Annotated in this window: 14 protein-coding genes; 13 read left to right on the top strand and 1 reads right to left on the bottom strand. The window is 69.8% G+C overall.

Annotated elements, in window-relative coordinates; all coding sequences use genetic code 11:
• Nucleotides 1-21 precede the first annotated feature (21 nt).
• The 9 genes from recG (at nucleotide 22) to mutM (ending at nucleotide 10,370) form a co-directional block, all read left to right on the top strand.
• Nucleotides 22-2,277, top strand: a complete 2,256-nt coding sequence (gene recG / locus E7742_RS11690) for an ATP-dependent DNA helicase RecG (protein ID WP_137799101.1) — start codon at nucleotides 22-24, stop codon at nucleotides 2,275-2,277.
• Between the two features lie 175 nt (nucleotides 2,278-2,452).
• Nucleotides 2,453-5,860 carry a pyruvate carboxylase gene (locus tag E7742_RS11685; RefSeq protein WP_137799100.1) on the top strand — a complete coding sequence of 1,136 codons (3,408 nt, stop codon included), beginning with the start codon at nucleotides 2,453-2,455 and terminating at the stop codon, nucleotides 5,858-5,860.
• A 28-nt stretch (nucleotides 5,861-5,888) separates the two neighbouring features.
• Nucleotides 5,889-6,455, top strand: coding sequence for a 16S rRNA (guanine(966)-N(2))-methyltransferase RsmD (rsmD, locus tag E7742_RS11680; RefSeq protein ID WP_137799099.1), 567 nt, complete (start codon nucleotides 5,889-5,891; stop codon nucleotides 6,453-6,455).
• The gene (gene coaD, locus E7742_RS11675; RefSeq protein WP_137799098.1) at nucleotides 6,452-6,946 is read left to right on the top strand and encodes a pantetheine-phosphate adenylyltransferase; all 495 of its coding nucleotides are present in this window, start codon (nucleotides 6,452-6,454) and stop codon (nucleotides 6,944-6,946) included. The genes rsmD and coaD overlap by 4 nt, the downstream gene beginning before the upstream one ends.
• Before the next feature lie 104 nt (nucleotides 6,947-7,050).
• Complete coding sequence (locus E7742_RS11670; RefSeq protein WP_137799097.1) at nucleotides 7,051-7,806, top strand: DivIVA domain-containing protein; 756 nt, start codon at nucleotides 7,051-7,053, stop codon at nucleotides 7,804-7,806.
• A gap of 86 nt (nucleotides 7,807-7,892) precedes the next feature.
• Nucleotides 7,893-8,510, top strand: coding sequence for a YceD family protein (locus E7742_RS11665; protein WP_137801165.1), 618 nt, complete (start codon nucleotides 7,893-7,895; stop codon nucleotides 8,508-8,510).
• A gap of 2 nt (nucleotides 8,511-8,512) precedes the next feature.
• Nucleotides 8,513-8,695 (top strand): 50S ribosomal protein L32, encoded by a 183-nt coding sequence (gene rpmF / locus E7742_RS11660; RefSeq protein WP_137799096.1) that lies wholly within the window; start codon nucleotides 8,513-8,515, stop codon nucleotides 8,693-8,695.
• A 16-nt stretch (nucleotides 8,696-8,711) separates the two neighbouring features.
• Nucleotides 8,712-9,479: a ribonuclease III gene (rnc, locus tag E7742_RS11655; RefSeq protein ID WP_137799095.1), complete on the top strand. Its 768-nt coding sequence runs from the start codon at nucleotides 8,712-8,714 to the stop codon at nucleotides 9,477-9,479.
• Between the two features lie 24 nt (nucleotides 9,480-9,503).
• Nucleotides 9,504-10,370: a bifunctional DNA-formamidopyrimidine glycosylase/DNA-(apurinic or apyrimidinic site) lyase gene (mutM, locus tag E7742_RS11650; protein ID WP_137799094.1), complete on the top strand. Its 867-nt coding sequence runs from the start codon at nucleotides 9,504-9,506 to the stop codon at nucleotides 10,368-10,370.
• On the opposite strand, the gene pdxR is transcribed toward mutM, so the two are convergent.
• Complete coding sequence (gene pdxR / locus E7742_RS11645; RefSeq protein WP_137799093.1) at nucleotides 10,306-11,778, bottom strand: MocR-like pyridoxine biosynthesis transcription factor PdxR; 1,473 nt, start codon at nucleotides 11,776-11,778, stop codon at nucleotides 10,306-10,308. The genes mutM and pdxR overlap by 65 nt on opposite strands.
• A gap of 96 nt (nucleotides 11,779-11,874) precedes the next feature.
• Between pdxR and E7742_RS11640 the strand changes: the two genes are divergently transcribed.
• From E7742_RS11640 to kdpB, 4 genes are all read left to right on the top strand, one after another.
• Complete coding sequence (locus E7742_RS11640; protein ID WP_137801164.1) at nucleotides 11,875-12,513, top strand: pyridoxamine 5'-phosphate oxidase family protein; 639 nt, start codon at nucleotides 11,875-11,877, stop codon at nucleotides 12,511-12,513.
• Between the two features lie 253 nt (nucleotides 12,514-12,766).
• A complete protein-coding gene (gene kdpF, locus E7742_RS11635; RefSeq protein ID WP_137799092.1) occupies nucleotides 12,767-12,865 on the top strand; it encodes a K(+)-transporting ATPase subunit F in 99 nt (32 codons plus the stop codon).
• A gap of 65 nt (nucleotides 12,866-12,930) precedes the next feature.
• Nucleotides 12,931-14,631, top strand: coding sequence for a potassium-transporting ATPase subunit KdpA (gene kdpA / locus E7742_RS11630; protein WP_137799091.1), 1,701 nt, complete (start codon nucleotides 12,931-12,933; stop codon nucleotides 14,629-14,631).
• Nucleotides 14,628-16,763, top strand: coding sequence for a potassium-transporting ATPase subunit KdpB (kdpB, locus tag E7742_RS11625; protein WP_137799090.1), 2,136 nt, complete (start codon nucleotides 14,628-14,630; stop codon nucleotides 16,761-16,763). The genes kdpA and kdpB overlap by 4 nt, the downstream gene beginning before the upstream one ends.
• The last annotated feature ends 5 nt before the right edge of the window (nucleotides 16,764-16,768 follow it).

Below are 16,768 nucleotides of genomic sequence, written 5' to 3'. Positions count from 1 at the left end.
ACACGGAGGGACGGCACGAGGATGGCAACGCTGAACGATCGTCTCGACCAGCTGTTGGGAGCGAAGACGGCCGACGCGCTCGTCGACGCCTTCGACATCCGCACGGTCGAGGACCTGTTGCGGCACTACCCGCACCGGTACGCCGCGCAGGGGCGGGAGCTCACCGAGAAGGAGCCCGAGGAGGGCTCGCACGTGACGATCATCGCGCGGGTCGTCAAGGCCGACGTCGTGAACATGAAGAGCCGGCGCGGGCAGATGCTCAAGGTCGTGCTCGCCGCGGAATCGCAGAGCGTGGACGTCACCTTCTTCAACCCGCACAAGGTCAAGCACGCGGTCCGTGCCGGGGTGCGGGCGATGTTCTCGGGCACGGTCAAGTACTTCCGCGGCAAGTGGAGCCTGACCCATCCGAGCTATCTCATCCTGCCCGAGCCGACCGACGGGGAGGATCCGGTGGTGTCCATGGCGCACGTCAAGGGGGCCGGTGCCCTCGCCGGAATGGCCCGCGCCACCCAGGACACCGGGGCCTCGGTCGACATGTCGATCTTCGATCGGGAGCTGATTCCGCTCTATCCGGCGACCCGGGAGGTGGAGAGCTGGACGATCCTGCGTTGTGTCCGGCAGGTGCTCGATCAGCTCGACACCGTCGACGACCCGCTGCCGCGTGCGGTACGGGAGGAGCACGGTCTGATCGGTCTGGACGAGGCGCTGCGCAAGGTGCACCTGCCCGACCACCGCGACGACATCGGCCAGGCGCAGGAACGGCTGCGCTTCGACGAGGCCGCCGCCCTGCAGTTGGTCCTGGCCCGGCGTCGCCGGGACGTCGCGTCCCGCGTCGCCCCCGAGTGCCCACCCGAGCCGGACGGGCTCGCGGCCGCCTTCGACCAGCGGTTGCCGTTCGAGCTCACCGAGGGGCAGCAGGAGGTGGCGCGCGAGATCGCCGCCGACCTCGCCCGCCCCCACCCGATGAACCGCCTGCTGCAGGGCGAGGTCGGTTCGGGCAAGACGATCGTGGCGTTGCGCGCGATGCTCCAGGCCATCGACGCCGGATACCAGTGCGCACTGCTCGCCCCCACGGAAGTGCTTGCAGCGCAACACGCACGGTCCCTGCGCGAGTTGCTCGGGCCGCTCGGCGTCGCGGGCGAACTGGGGGCCGAGGACGTCGCCACCAAGGTGACGCTGCTGACCGGGTCGATGTCGACCGCGGCCCGGCGGGCGGCGCTCCTCGACATCGTGACCGGTGACGCCGGCATCGTGATCGGCACGCACGCGCTCATCCAGGACCGGGTGGAGTTCTTCGACCTGGGCTTCGTGGTGATCGACGAGCAACACCGCTTCGGCGTGGAGCAGCGTGACGAGCTGCGTTCCCGGGCGCGCGACGGCATCAGCCCGCACGTCCTGGTGATGACGGCCACCCCCATCCCGCGCACGATCGCGATGACGGTCCTCGGCGACCTCGAGACGTCGACGTTGCGGCAGCTCCCGCAGGGCCGCGCCCCGATCGTCAGCAAGGTGGTCGCGGCGCGGCAGACCCCGCAGTGGGTGGGCCGGGCGTGGGAGCGGATCAGCGAGGAGGTCGCCGCCGGCCGCCAGGCCTACGTGGTGTGTTCCCGGATCGGCGACGGTGAGAGCGACGCGGAACTGATCAAGGCGGGCAAGGAGCCGCCCGAGACGACGTCGGCGGTGGACCTGTTCGACCAGTTGCGGTCCGGACCGATGCGGGACCTGCGCCTGGGTCTGCTGCACGGGCGGCTGCCGTCGGACGAGAAGGACGCGGTGATGCGCGATTTCACGGCCGGCGAGATCGACGTGCTGGTGTGCACGACCGTCGTCGAGGTCGGGGTGAACGTCCCCAACGCGACGGTCATGGTGCTCGTGGACGCCGACCGGTTCGGTGTCAGCCAGCTCCACCAGTTGCGCGGTCGGGTGGGCCGGGGCAGTCACCAGGGACTGTGCATCCTCATCACCGACATGATGCCGGGCTCGCCGGCCTTCGAGCGGCTCACCGCGGTGGCCGGTACCAACGACGGCTTCGAGTTGGCGCAGCTGGATCTGCGTCAGCGACGCGAGGGTGACGTCCTGGGCGCGGCACAGTCCGGCAGCGCCACCACGCTGCGGCTGCTGTCCTTGCTCGAACACGAGGATGTGATCGAGGCCGCCCGCGAGTTCGCCCGCGACGTCACGGAGGCGGACCCGGATCTGGCCGAGCACCCCGGACTCGCGGCGATGGTGGCGTCCGCGCTGGACGCCGAGCGGATCGAGTTTCTGGAGAAGTCCTAGCTGGGAGCGCCCGTGACGGATCCGCGACGCGTCCCGGGCGGTGCCCCCTCCTTCCCCCCTTTGCAAACTTGCCGATTTCGCACGTCAGCGGTGCTGTTTGCAAAGGTTGCAAAGAGTCCGCATCGTGGGAAGGGTGGTACCGCGAAGTGATGCGCGGCACGGTACTTTGCTTCCCATGTTCACCAAAGTCCTCGTCGCCAACCGCGGCGAAATCGCGATCCGCGCGTTCCGTGCCGCCTACGAACTGGGTGCCGGAACGGTGGCGGTGTTCCCGTACGAAGACCGCAACTCGGTGCACCGTCTGAAGGCGGACGAGTCGTATCAGATCGGGGAGGTCGGGCACCCGGTCCGCGCCTACCTGTCGGTCGACGAGATCGTCGCCGCGGCCGAACGCGCCGGCGCGGACGCGATCTACCCCGGGTACGGGTTCCTGTCGGAGAACCCGGATCTCGCAGCGGCATGCGAGGCGAACGGGCTCACGTTCGTCGGTCCGTCGGCCGACGTGCTCGAGTTGACCGGCAACAAGGCGCGCGCGATCGCGGCGGCGAAGGCCGCGGGTCTGCCGGTGTTGACGTCGTCGGAACCGTCGGCGGACGTCGATGCGCTGTTGGCAGCGGCGGAGGACATGGAGTTCCCCGTCTTCGTGAAGGCCGTCGCCGGCGGCGGTGGTCGCGGTATGCGCCGGGTCGCCGAGCGCGCTCAGCTGCGGGAGTCCATCGAGGCGGCCTCGCGCGAGGCGGAGTCGGCGTTCGGCGATCCGACGGTGTTCCTCGAGCAGGCGGTGGTCGATCCGCGGCACATCGAGGTCCAGATCCTCGCCGACGGCGAGGGCAACGTGATCCACCTGTTCGAGCGGGACTGCTCGGTGCAGCGTCGCCACCAGAAGGTGATCGAACTGGCGCCGGCCCCCAATCTCGATCCTGCGCTGCGGGATCGGATCTGCGCTGACGCGGTGGCGTTCGCCAAGCAGATCGGCTACCGGTGCGCCGGCACGGTCGAGTTCCTCCTCGACACCCGTGGCAACCACGTGTTCATCGAGATGAATCCGCGCATCCAGGTGGAGCACACGGTGACCGAGGAGATCACCGACGTCGACCTGGTGCAGGCCCAGTTGCGGATCGCGTCGGGCGAGACGCTGGCCGACCTCGGACTGTCCCAGGAGTCGATCACCATCCGCGGGGCCGCGTTGCAGTGCCGGATCACCACCGAGGATCCGGCCAACGGCTTCCGTCCGGACACCGGCCGCATCACCGCCTACCGCACCCCGGGCGGTGCCGGGGTGCGACTGGACGGTGGCGCCCACCTCGGGGCCGAGGTGGGCGCGCACTTCGACTCGATGCTGGTCAAGCTCACCTGCCGGGGCCGCGATCTCACGGCCGCCATCGCCCGCGCCCGGCGCGCGGTGACCGAGTTCCGCATCCGCGGTGTCGCCACCAACATCCCGTTCCTGCAAGCCGTTCTGGACGACGACGACTTCCGCGCCGGACGCGTGACGACGTCGTTCATCGAGCAGCGGCCGGAGCTGCTGACGCTGCGCAGTTCGGCCGACCGCGGCACCAAGATCCTCAACTACCTGGCGGACGTGACGGTGAACAAGCCGCACGGCGAGCGGCCGACCGCGGTGTACCCGCACGACAAGCTGCCGAAGATCGACCTCGACGTCGCACCGCCGGACGGCTCCCGGCAGCGGCTGCTCGCGCTCGGCCCGGAGGGGTTCGCGAAGGCCCTGCGTGAGCAGAAGGCTCTCGCGGTCACCGACACCACGTTCCGGGACGCGCACCAGTCGCTGCTGGCCACCCGCGTGCGCACCTCGGGTCTGCTCGACGTCGCCGGACACGTCGCCCGGATGACGCCCGAACTGCTGTCGATCGAGGCCTGGGGCGGGGCGACCTACGATGTGGCGCTTCGGTTCCTGCACGAGGACCCGTGGTACCGCCTGGCGGCGCTGCGCGAGGCCGTACCGAACATCAACCTGCAGATGCTGCTGCGTGGACGCAACACCGTCGGCTACACGCCGTACCCGGAGAAGGTGACCCGCGCGTTCGTCGAGGAGGCCGCGGCCACCGGTATCGACATCTTCCGAATCTTCGACGCACTCAACAACGTCGACCAGATGCGGCCCGCGATCGAGGCGGTCCGCGAGAGCGGCACCACCGTCGCCGAGGTCGCGATGTCCTACACCGGCGACCTGGCGAACCCGAACGAGACCCTCTACACGCTGGACTACTACCTGCGCCTGGCGGAGGAGATCGTCGAAGCCGGCGCCCACGTGCTGGCGATCAAGGACATGGCCGGACTGCTGCGTGCCCCCGCCGCGACCAAGCTGGTGACGGCGCTGCGTTCAAACTTCGACCTGCCCGTCCACGTGCACACCCACGACACCCCCGGCGGCCAGCTGGCCACGTACCTCGCCGCGTGGCAGGCCGGTGCCGATGCCGTGGACGGTGCCGCCGCCCCGCTCGCGGGCACCACCAGCCAGCCCGCGCTGTCGGCGATCGTGGCAGCCGCCGCCCACACCGAGTACGACACCGGGATCGACCTGCAGGCGGTGTGCGACCTGGAACCGTACTGGGAGTCGCTGCGAAAGGTGTACGCGCCGTTCGAGTCCGGCATCCCCGCGCCTACCGGACGCGTCTACACCCACGAGATTCCCGGCGGTCAGCTGTCGAACCTGCGTCAGCAGGCCATCGCTCTCGGCCTCGGGGACCGGTTCGAGGAGGTGGAGGCCAAGTACGCGGCGGCCGACCGCATGCTCGGGCGTCTGGTCAAGGTGACGCCCTCGTCGAAGGTCGTGGGCGATCTCGCCCTGCACATGGTCGGGTCCGACGTCCCGGCCGAGGAGTTCGCGGCCGATCCGGCCCGCTTCGACATCCCCGACTCGGTCGTCGGTTTCCTGCGCGGCGAGCTCGGCACCCCGGCGGGCGGCTGGCCGGAACCGTTCCGCAGCAAGGCCCTCGAGGGCCGCGGTCCGGCCAAGGCGGAGACCCCGCTCAGCCCGGAGGAGGAGAAGGGCCTGTCGGGCTCGTCCGAGGAGCGCCAGGCGACCCTGAACCGCCTGCTGTTCCCCGGCCCCACCAAGGAATTCGAGGAGCACCGCGACAAGTACGGCGACACGTCGCAGCTGTCGGCCAACCAGTTCTTCTACGGCCTGCGCCGTGGCGAGGAACACCGGGTCAAGCTCGACAAGGGTGTGGAACTCCTGATCGGCCTGGAGGCGATCTCCGAGCCCGACGAGCGCGGCTACCGGACGGTCATGTGCATCCTCAACGGCCAGCTGCGGCCGGTGTCGGTGCGGGACCGGTCCGTCGCCAGCGAGGCACCCGCGGTCGAGAAGGCCGACCGGAACAACCCCGGCCACGTCGCTGCGCCCTTCGCGGGTGTGGTGAGCCTGGTCGTCACCGAGGGACAGCACGTGTCGGCCGGTGACACCGTCGCCACGATCGAGGCGATGAAGATGGAGGCGGCGATCACAGCACCGCGCAGCGGTATCGTCTCGCGCGTTGCCATCGGCGGCGCCTCGCAGGTCGAAGGTGGCGATCTCCTCGCCGTCGTGTCGACGCGGGAGACTGCCGGCAACGAGTGACGAACCAGCGAGCGGACAGGACCAGAGCGTGACACGAATCGTCGCCGGCCGAGCCGGGGGCAGGCGGTTGAAGGTGCCCGCGAGCGGTACCCGGCCCACCTCCGAACGCGTCCGTGAGGCCCTGTTCAGCTCGCTCGACAGCAGGATCGATCTCGAGGGCGCCGCGGTGCTGGACCTGTACGCGGGTTCCGGCGCCCTCGGGCTCGAGGCGCTGTCGCGGGGAGCCGAGCACGTGCTCCTCGTCGAGTCCGACGCGAAGGCGGCCGCCGTCGTCAAGCAGAACGTGGCGACGGTCGGCCTGCCCGGCGCGGTCGTGCGGACCGCGTCGGTCGCGTCGGTGGTGGGCGGGACCGCCGAACGCGAATACGATGTGGTGCTTGCGGATCCGCCGTACGCGGTGACCGAACAGGCCGTCACCGCGGCGTTGGGGGCACTCGTCGCGAACGGTTGGGTGGGGGAGGGCTCGGTCGTCGTGGTGGAGCGCTCCTCCCGCTCACCCGAGACGTCGTGGCCGGACGGGATGCGCGCCGAGCGGGTCAAGCGATACGGCGAGACCAGAATCGAGGTCGCTACCTGCTACGGTCTGGATTCATGACTGGCGCCGTCTGCCCCGGATCCTTCGACCCCGTGACCAACGGTCATCTGGACGTGATCGGCCGTGCGGCCGCCCTGTTCGACGAGGTCGTCGTCACCGTGATGATCAACAAGAGCAAGAGCGGTCTGTTCACCGTCGACGAGCGCATCGAGATGCTCGAGGACGCCACCGGCCACCTCGGCAACGTGCGGGTGGCGGCGTGGCACGGTCTCCTCGTCGATTACGCGAAGTCGCAAGGGATAACGGCGATCGTGAAGGGCCTGCGCGGCGCCAACGACTTCGACTACGAGCTGCAGATGGCGCAGATGAACCAGAAGCTCTCGGGCGTCGACACGCTCTTCATCCCCACCAACCCGACCTACAGTTTCCTGTCGAGCTCGCTCGTCAAGGAGGTCGCGACGTTCGGTGGAGAGGTCGCCGACATGGTCCCCGACAAGGTCCACGCCCGGCTCGTTGCGCGGCTCGCCGAGCGCGCGGCAGAGCGGGGCTGAGCGAGTCCCACGGCCGACACACCGGCCGCCGCGCGGCCGGTGTGCCGTTACTGGGGCAGACTGTTTCCAGCACCAGCGATGGCAACTGACGATTGGGGTTGTGCGTGTACCGGGTATTCGAGGCACTCGACGAGCTAGTCGCGATCGTCGAGGAGGCGCGTGGCGTTCCGATGACCGCGGGATGCGTCGTGCCGCGTGGAGACGTCCTCGAGCTTCTCGACGACGTGCGGGACGCGATTCCGGGCGAGCTGGACGACGCGCAGGACGTGCTGGATCACCGCGACAAGCTCGTCGGTGACGCTCGGCAGAACGCCGAACAGACCGTCACCCGCGCCAATGCGGAGGCCCACGAGACGATTACGGACGCGCGTGAGAACGCGGACCGGATCCTCGCGGACGCCAAGGCACAGGCCGACCGCATGGTCGCCGAGGCCCGCTCGCATGCCGAGCAGTTGGTGCACGAGGCGCGTGAGGAAGCCGATGCGACCGTCGCGGAGGGACAGCGTGAGTACGAATCCGTGACCTCGCGGGCACGGGCCGAGTCGGACCGCATGATCGAGTCCGGCAAGGCGTCGTACGAGCGGTCCGTCGCCGACGGCCTCGCCGAGCAGGAGCGGCTCGTCTCGCAGGCCGAGGTGGTCCAGGCCGCGAACGCCGAGTCCGCACGGGTCATCGACGCGGCGCACGCCGAGTCCGATCGGCTGCGGTCCGAGTGCGACCTGTACGTCGACACGAAGCTCGCGGAGTTCGAGGACTTTCTCAACGGGACCATCCGGTCGGTCGGCCGGGGTCGCCAGCAGCTCCGCACGGGAACCGGCGTGCCGGACTACGACGCCGGCTACGGCGACCGGCGCCGCTAGCGGCCACCGTCGATTTCCCTCCGAGACCCTCCGTCGCGTACCGTGGAGTGGTTGCCCGTTCCATGTTCTTCCTGAAAGAGAATCCCGTGTCATCCCATCGTCACAACTCCTCGCGCCCCACGCGCGACGAGGGTTTCGTGCTCGACACGCTCTCGCTGGGCCGCAGCCCCGGCTCGATGCGTACCGTGTCCCGGGTCGTCCCGGCTCCGGCGCGCATCGGCCTCGATCTCATCGGGATCGAAAAGGGGGCGGATGTGGAATTCGATCTGCGGCTCGAGGCGGTGTCCGAGGGCGTCCTCGTCACCGGAGACGTGCACGCGCCGCTCGTCGGCGAGTGCTCGCGCTGCCTCGAACCGTTCGAAGACTCGTTGGATCTCCATCTGACGGAGCTGTTCGCGTACCCGAACAGTGCCACGGAGGAGACCACCGAGGAGGACGAGGTCTACCGGATCGTGGACGACGAGATCGACCTCGAACCGGTGATCGTCGATGCCGTCGGACTGGAGCTTCCGCTCCAGCCGCTGTGCAGCGACGACTGTGAGGGATTGTGCCCCGAATGTGGCGTTCGCCTGGCGATTGCCGAATCCGGGCACGGTCATGAAATAATGGATCCCCGCTGGGCTGGGCTCGCAGCCAAATTCGGTGCAGGATCCGACGCCAGCAATGCAACTGCTGAAGCCAGCAAGAACAACGAGGAGAAGTAGACGTGGCCGTCCCCAAGCGCAGAATGTCGCGGTCCAACACGAGGTCGCGACGGAGCCAGTGGAAGACCACTGCGCCCACCCTCATCACCTGCCCGAACCGTGGCTGCGGCGAGAAGACGCTGCCCCACATCGCGTGCCCGTCGTGCGGCACCTACAAGGGCCGTCAGGTTACAGCCGCGGTCTAGTCTGATCAGTGGCGCTGTGACCAGCAAAAACAGTAATACAGCACCCGCGGGCGGCGAGGGGGATCACGGATCCCTCCTCGCCGCTCTTGGCGTGCCTGTAGAAGATTCCCTCCTGACGCTCGCGCTCACCCACCGTTCGTACGCGTACGAGCACGGGGGTCTGCCGACCAACGAGCGCCTCGAGTTCCTCGGTGACTCGGTCCTCGGATTGACCATCACCGAACGCCTCTACCTCTCGCACCCCGAGAAGTCCGAGGGCGAGCTCGCGAAGATCCGCGCCAGCATCGTGAACATGCACGCGCTGGCGGAGGTGGCTCGCGGCCTGGGACCCGGTGGCCTCGGTGCGCATCTACTGCTCGGCAAGGGCGAGGAGATGACCGGCGGCCGCGACAAGCCCAGCATCCTCGCGGACGGCATGGAGTCGCTGCTCGGTGCGATCCACCTGCAGTACGGCATCGACACCGCCCGCAAGGTGGTGCTCGACCTGTTCGCCGACCTGCTCACGCGTGCACCCAAGCTCGGTGCCGGCCTGGACTGGAAGACCAGCCTCCAGGAGCTCACCGCCGAGCGCGGTGTGGGGGTGCCGGTGTACGAGATCACCGCGACGGGACCGGACCACGACAAGGAGTTCACCGCGACGGTCATCGTCGGTGGCGGCGCTCTCGGTGTCGGGGTCGGGCGTTCCAAGAAGGAAGCCGAGCAGAAGGCGGCCAGTACGGCGTGGAGTGCGCTGTCGGAGGTGCCCGCAGCCGCCGAGGCGACCGAGACCGTCGTCGAGTCCTAGGCCGTCGGCGGAGCGAGACGTAGCGTGCCCGAACTTCCCGAGGTAGAGGTCGTACGGCGGGGTCTCGACGCCCACGTCGTCGGCCGGACGATCGACTCCGTCGAGGTGCTCCATCCCCGCGCGGTGCGCCGGCACCTGCTCGGCTCGGTGGACCTCGCGCAGCGGCTGGAGCGGCAGACGATTGCCGCGGCCGAGCGCCGCGGCAAGTATCTCTGGCTCGTGCTCGAACCCAGCGCTACGGCACTCGTCGTGCACCTGGGAATGAGTGGGCAGATGCTCGTCCAGGATCCGGCCGTCCCCGACGAGAAGCACCTGCGAATCCGCGCCCGACTCGACTCGGGGACGGATCTGCGTTTCGTCGACCAACGCACGTTCGGCGGATGGGCGCTCGCAGACCTCGTCACCGTGGACGGCACGGAGTTGCCGGACTCGGTGGCGCACATCGCGCGTGACCCACTCGACCCGCGGTTCGATCCGGCCGCGGTGGTGAAGGTGCTGCGCGGCAAGCAGACCGAGATCAAGCGCGCGCTGCTCGACCAGACGGTCGTCTCCGGGGTGGGCAACATCTACGCGGACGAAGCGTTGTGGCGTGCGGAGATCCACGGCAACCGTCCCACCGACAAGCTCAGTGCTCCGAGGCTGCACCGACTGCTGGGGCACGTGGGCGACGTCATGCGGGAGGCACTGGACCAGGGCGGCACGTCGTTCGACGCCCTCTACGTCAACGTCAACGGGCAGTCCGGCTACTTCGACCGGTCGCTCAACGCGTACGGCCAGGAGAATCTGCCGTGCCGACGCTGCGGCGCCCCCATCCGCCGCGAGAAGTTCATGAACCGCTCGTCCTACAGCTGCCCCAGGTGTCAGCCGCGGCCCCGGCTCGTTCGCGGATGACGTCGGCGATCGTCCTCGCGGCGGCGTCGGCCTTCGATTCGGGCAGCCGCGCATAGCCGCAGAGCAGCCCGCGCGGGCCGGGTTCGGTCGCCCGATACCGCGCCAACGGTGGCACCCTCACCCCGCGCCGGGCGATCTCCGCGGCGACGGCGACGTCGTCGGTACCCTCCGGCAGCTGCAGCGCCACGTGCAGACCGGCGTCGACGCCGGTCAGCCGGACGTCGGGGAGATACCGGCGCAGCGCCGCCACGAATGCGTGGCGGCGGGCAGCGTACGTGCGTGCGGCCCTGGCGAGATGACGCGTGAGAGCGCCGGAGTCGACGAAGCGGGCCAGTGCTGCCGATGTCACGGCGCACGCGGAGTCCCCGCTCTCACGCAGCGCGGCGTGAATCGGTTGCACCAGGGCGGGCGGGGGAACGATCCAGGCCAGGCGTAGGCCCGGCGAGACGATCTTCGACGCGGTTCCCACGTAGGCGACGCAGTCGCGGCCGCCCGCCACGCTCCGCAACGCCGGTAACGGAGCCACGCCGTAGCGGAACTCACCGTCGTAGTCGTCCTCGATCACCAGGCGCCCGGCGGCCCGCGCCTCGGCGACGAGCACGGCCCGACGCGATGCCGGCAGTCGACACCCCATCGGATACTGATGTGCCGGTGTGCAGTAGACGGCCGCGTCCGATGCGCGCACCCGCGCAGGGTCGAGTCCGTCGGCGTCGACGGCCTCGGGGCGGACGCGGGCCCCGCCCGACTCGAGCGCCCATCGCGCCTTCGGGTAGCCGGGGTCCTCGAAAGCGATCGTGCGGCCGGCCGCGCCGGACGCCGTCACGAGGGTCCGCAACGCCGATCCCACTCCCGGTACGATCACGAGTTCGTCGGGGGCAGCGGCGATTCCACGGGTGCGGCGCAGGTGCATCGCGAGGGCGTGCCGTAGTTCGGCATGTCCGTCGGGACCGGGCACGCCGGGTGGCACGGGCGCGGCCGCCGCCGAGCGCCAGGCGCTGCGCCAGTCCCGCGTCGACACCAGCTCGGTGTCCGGGTAGCCGGGGGAGAGGTCGATACCGGGCGCCGGCCGACTCGCGGCAGCAGGTGCGGCCACACTCGTGGGCGGAAGGACATGCGGTTCGACGCCCGCGCGAGCGGCCCGGTCGGCACCCGCCGCGACGCGGGTTCCCGACCCGGCGCGCGCGACCACGAAGCCCGCGGCCGCCAGTTCGTCGTACGCGTCGACGACGGCGGCCCGCGAGACACCCAGGTCGGCGGCGAGAGTGCGCGACGGTGGCAGCGCGTCCCCGGGTGCGAGCCCGCCCTCCCGGAGCGCCGCGACGACGGCTCCGGCGATCCGATGGCGCAGCGGTGCCGCGGTGGGCGCGAGCTCGAGCCGGACGTGGACGTCGCGCGGGGTGCGGGCCATGCCGCGACTCTAATTGGTCTACCGCCTCGGGCAATTCCGGATCTGTCGACCGAACCGGTATTCGGCGACGATCCGTCCGTGACTTCCTTCACCGACATGACCCGTATCCGCAGGCTGCCCGAACGATCCCGCTCCGAACGGGCCGACCTCGACGCCGTTCTCGACGCGTGCTCCGTCGGCACGCTGGCGACCGTCGTCGACGGGATGCCGTGGGCGGTACCGATGTTGTACGCGCGGGTGGGTGACCGGATCCTGCTGCACGGCTCGACCGGCGCCGGCGCACTACGGCACGTCGCGGCCGCCGCCCCCGCAGTGCTGTGTGTCACCGTGCTCGACGCGATCGTGGTGGCGGACAACTTGTTCGACTCGTCGGCCAACTACCGTTCCGCGGTGGTGCGCGGGAATCCGATCCCGCTCGCGGCACACGAGGCGGAGCAGGCGTTGACGGCCCTGTCGGACGCCCTGGTTCCGGGGCGCAGCGCCGAGGTGCGGCCGGCGACGCGCAAGGAACTGGCCGCGACCCTCACCCTGGCGCTGCCGATCGAACCGGGACAGTGGACGGTCAAGATCCGCGCGGCGCCGCCCGGCGAGGGTGATCTGAACCCGGACGTGTGGGCCGGCATCGTGCCGATGCGAACGGTTGCGGGAGAAGCGGTCCGGGCGCCGTGGGTGCCGGACCGCGTCCCGACACCCCCCTCGGTGATCGCCCTCACAGGCGAGGGGGCGGCGCCGTAAAGATCGCGTCAATGCGCTCTGGTGCCGACGTCAGCGAAGTGTCAGGACAGCGCTGACGGGTTCCGGACGGGTGCAGGCTCCGGTGGTGCGCGTCGAACACCGACGCCACGCGCGACGCTGCGGTCCGGAGCGTGCGCCCGAATTCGAAGCCGGAAGGGAACGCCATGGCTGACTTGGCATACGTCGGGTTGATCATCGCTGTGTTCATCGTGTGCGCGCTGGTGCTGCGCGGACTGCAGTCGAGGAGCGTGCGGTGACCGCTGCGGGAACGGCCGGTGCCGTCGTCGTCGTGATCGCCGCCGCCCTGGTGGTCTACCTGCTCGTCGCGCTGCTGAACCCCGAACGGTTCTGACTCCGCGTGATCGACGAGCGGTCCCTGACACGCGCCAGCGTGGTCCCTGAAAGGTCACAGTCCACATGAATCCCGCTCTCGCCGCGGGACTGCAGGTAGCACTGGTCGTTGCCGTGCTCGCGATCCTGTACGTCCCCGTCGGTGACTACATGGCGAAGGTCTACACGACCGACACCGATCTCCGGTCGGCCGACCTGCGCCTGGAATCCTTCCTCTACCGGCTCTGCCGGATCGACCCGCGCGCCGAGCAGACCTGGTACGGCTACGCGGGCAGCCTGCTCGGCTTCTCCGCCGCGAGCGTGCTGCTGCTGTACCTCCTCCAACGCGTCCAGGGCGTGCTGCCGCTCGGCGGCGGGCTCGACGGCGTCAGCCCCGCCGTCGCGTTCAACACGGCGGCGTCGTTCGTCGCCAACACCAACTGGCAGTCGTACGTTCCCGAGACCACGATGAGCCACCTGACCCAGGCGGCCGGCCTGGCGGTCCAGAACTTCGTCTCGGCAGCGGTCGGCATGGCGGTGGCTGCCGCGCTGATCCGAGGCTTCGTCCGGGTGTCGCGCGGCGGCGAGGTCGGCAACTTCTGGGTCGATCTCGTCCGCGGCAGCCTGCGCATCTTGCTACCGATCGCGTTCGTCGTCGCGCTCGTGCTGCTGAGCCAGGGCGTGATCCAGTCTTTCCACACCGGATTCGCGTCGACCGGACTCGACGGCACGAGCGTCACCAACGCGCTCGCACCGGTCGCCTCGCAGGAGGCGATCAAGGAACTCGGCACCAACGGCGGCGGCATCCTCGCTGCCAACTCCGCGCATCCGTTCGAGAACCCGACACCGCTGACGAACGTCGTGGAGATCCTCGCGATCCTGCTCATCCCGGTCGCGCTGACCCGCACGTTCGGCACCATGGTCGGCGACCGCCGGCAGGGGCTGACGCTGCTGGCAGTGATGTCGACGCTGTACTTCGGGCTGCTCGCGGTCACGCTCGCCGCCGAGTCCGGAGCCCGCGGTGCGGCCGCGACCGCGGCCGGATCCATGATGGAAGGCAAGGAAGTTCGGTTCGGCATCCCCGGCTCGGCGCTGTTCGCCGTGTCCACCACCGGCACCAGTACCGGTGCTGTCAACTCGGCGCACGACAGCATGTCGCCGCTGGGCGGCGGCGCCGTGCTGCTGAACATGCTGCTCGGCGAGATCGCGCCGGGAGGTGTCGGCACCGGCCTCTACGGAATTCTCGTGCTGGCGCTGATCGCGGTGTTCGTCGGCGGCTTGCTGGTCGGCCGCACGCCCGAGTACCTCGGCAAGAAGCTGGGGCAGCGGGAGATCACGCTCGCGGCGTTGTCGGTCCTCGTGATGCCCGCGCTCGTCCTGATCGGCACCGGGGTCACGGTGATCCTCGGTTCCACCGCCGGATACCTCGGCAACAGCGGCGATCCGGGTAGCCCGCAGTCGATCCACGGTTTCACCGAGGTGCTCTACGCGTACGCGTCGGCGTCGAACAACAACGGCAGCGCGTTCGGCGGCCTCACCGTGACCAGCGACTGGTTCCAGTCGTCGCTCGGCGTGTGCATGTTGCTGGGCCGCTTCCTGCCGATCCTCTTCGTGCTCGCCCTCGCCGGATCACTCTCGGCGCAGCGCCGCACCCCGGCCGGCGCGGGCACCCTGCCCACCGCCGGCCCCATGTTCGCGGGCCTGCTCACCGGCACCGTCGTGCTGGTCGCGGCCCTCACCTTCTTCCCGGCCCTCGCTCTCGGGCCCATCTCGGAGGCCCTGCAATGAGTCTGCGGACAGATACGACAGATACGACCGTCACTACCGACGACACCGCTACCGACACCACCGTCCACCAGCCGGGCACCGGGCAGTCACCGGTGCGGGCAGGCATCTTCAGCCCCCGCCAGCTGATCACGTCGCTCCCGGGTGCGGTGCGCAAACTCGATCCGCGTCACCAGGCGCGCAACCCGGTGATGTTCGTGGTCCTGGTCGGGTCGATCGTCACGACCGTCATGGCGATCGCTCAGCCCACGCTCTTCGCGTGGCTGGTGGCCGCGTGGCTGTGGTTCACCGTGCTGTTCGCGAACCTCGCCGAGTCGGTCGCGGAGGGGCGCGGCAAGGCGCAGGCCGCGAGCCTGCGGAAAGTCAAACAGGACACCGTGGCCCGACGACTGACCGCGTCCGGTGCGATCGAGGAGGTCTCCGCCACCGCGCTCACCGTCGGTGACACCGTGGTGGTGTCGACCGGCGAGGTGATCCCGGGCGACGGCGACGTCGTCGACGGCATCGCCACCGTCGACGAATCCGCCATCACCGGCGAATCGGCGCCCGTGGTCCGCGAATCCGGCGGTGATCGCTGCGCGGTCACCGGCGGCACCACGGTGCTGTCCGATCGGATCGTCGTGCAGATCACGTGTGCGCCGGGGCAGTCGTTCGTCGACCGGATGATCGCGCTCGTCGAGGGGGCCGCACGCAAGAAGACCCCCAACGAGATCGCGCTGAACATCCTGCTCGCATCGCTCACGATCGTCTTCCTGCTCGCCGTCGTCGCGATCGGGCCGATGGGGCAGTACGCCGGTGAGGCGCAGGATCCGATCAAGTTGATCGCGCTGCTGGTGTGCCTGATTCCCACCACGATCGGGGCGCTGCTGTCCGCGATCGGGATCGCCGGGATGGACCGGCTGGTCCAGCGCAACGTCCTGGCGATGTCGGGACGGGCGGTGGAGGCCGCCGGAGACATCGACACGCTGCTGATGGACAAGACCGGCACCATCACCTTCGGCAACCGACGGGCGACGGCGCTGTATCCCGCCCCCGGTCGGTCCGAGGTCGAACTCGCGGCCGCCGCGCGGATGTCGAGTCTCGCCGACGGAACTCCCGAGGGGCGCAGCATCGTCGAGCTGTGCGCCGAACGATTCGGGCTGGTCACCGACGCCGCGGCACACGAGCGGGCCGGCGAGTTCGTGGCGTTCACCGCGCAGACCCGGATGAGCGGTCTGGACGTCGCGACCGCGGCCGGCCCACAGCGGGTGCGCAAGGGCGCCGGCGACGCCGTGCTGGCCTGGGTGGCCGGGTTCGGGGCGACCGTCGACCCGGCCGTGTCCGCCGCCGTGGAGAAGGTCGCGCTCGCCGGGGGCACCCCGCTGGTCGTCGCCGTCGCCGAGCGCGGCACCGCGACCGTGCTGGGCGTGATCGCCCTGACCGACGTGGTCAAGCCGGGGATCGCCGACCGATTCGCCGAGCTGCGCGCGATGGGCATCCGCACGATCATGGTCACGGGCGACAATCCGCTCACCGCGCGGGCGATCGCCGAGGAGGCCGGCGTCGACGACTTCATGGCCGAGGCGACCCCCGAGGACAAGCTCGACCGCATCCGCCGGGAACAGGAGGGCGGCCGGCTGGTCGCGATGACCGGGGACGGCACCAACGACGCGCCCGCACTGGCGCAGGCGGACGTGGGCGTGGCGATGAACACCGGGACGTCGGCGGCCAAGGAGGCCGGCAACATGGTGGATCTGGACTCGGATCCCACCAAGCTCATCGAGGTGGTCGAGATCGGCAAGCAGTTGCTGATCACGCGCGGCGCGCTGACGACGTTCTCGCTCGCGAACGATCTGGCGAAGTACTTCGCGATCCTGCCGGCGCTGTTCAGCAGCATCTACCCCCAGCTGGCGGTGCTGAACATCATGCAGCTGGCGAGCCCGCAGTCGGCGATCCTGTCGGCGGTGATCTTCAACGCCCTCGTCATCATCGGTCTGATCCCGTTGGCACTCAAGGGAGTCCGCTACCGGCCGGCGGCGGCGTCGAAGCTGCTCGGCCGCAACCTGTTGATCTACGGTGTGGGTGGTGTCGTCACCCCCTTCATCGGCATCTGGCTGATCGACCTCGTCGTCCGCCTCGTTCCTGGAATCGGGTGAACCCA

Source organism: Rhodococcus sp. SGAir0479 (assembly GCF_005484805.1).
Lineage (GTDB): Bacteria > Actinomycetota > Actinomycetes > Mycobacteriales > Mycobacteriaceae > Prescottella.
The sequence above is the reverse complement of the archived record's forward strand: the minus strand, read 5'-3'. Positions and strand labels throughout refer to the sequence as shown.

What these genes read in the sequence shown, in the direction of transcription:
- recG (WP_137799101.1), top strand. Translation starts at nt 22, where the DNA reads ATGGCAACGCTGAACGATCGTCTCGACCAGCTGTTGGGAGCGAAGACG.
- E7742_RS11685 (WP_137799100.1), top strand. Translation starts at nt 2,453, where the DNA reads ATGTTCACCAAAGTCCTCGTCGCCAACCGCGGCGAAATCGCGATCCGC.
- coaD (WP_137799098.1), top strand. Translation starts at nt 6,452, where the DNA reads ATGACTGGCGCCGTCTGCCCCGGATCCTTCGACCCCGTGACCAACGGT.
- pdxR (WP_137799093.1), bottom strand. Translation starts at nt 11,778, where the DNA reads ATGGCCCGCACCCCGCGCGACGTCCACGTCCGGCTCGAGCTCGCGCCC.
- E7742_RS11640 (WP_137801164.1), top strand. Translation starts at nt 11,875, where the DNA reads ATGACCCGTATCCGCAGGCTGCCCGAACGATCCCGCTCCGAACGGGCC.
- kdpA (WP_137799091.1), top strand. Translation starts at nt 12,931, where the DNA reads ATGAATCCCGCTCTCGCCGCGGGACTGCAGGTAGCACTGGTCGTTGCC.
- kdpB (WP_137799090.1), top strand. Translation starts at nt 14,628, where the DNA reads ATGAGTCTGCGGACAGATACGACAGATACGACCGTCACTACCGACGAC.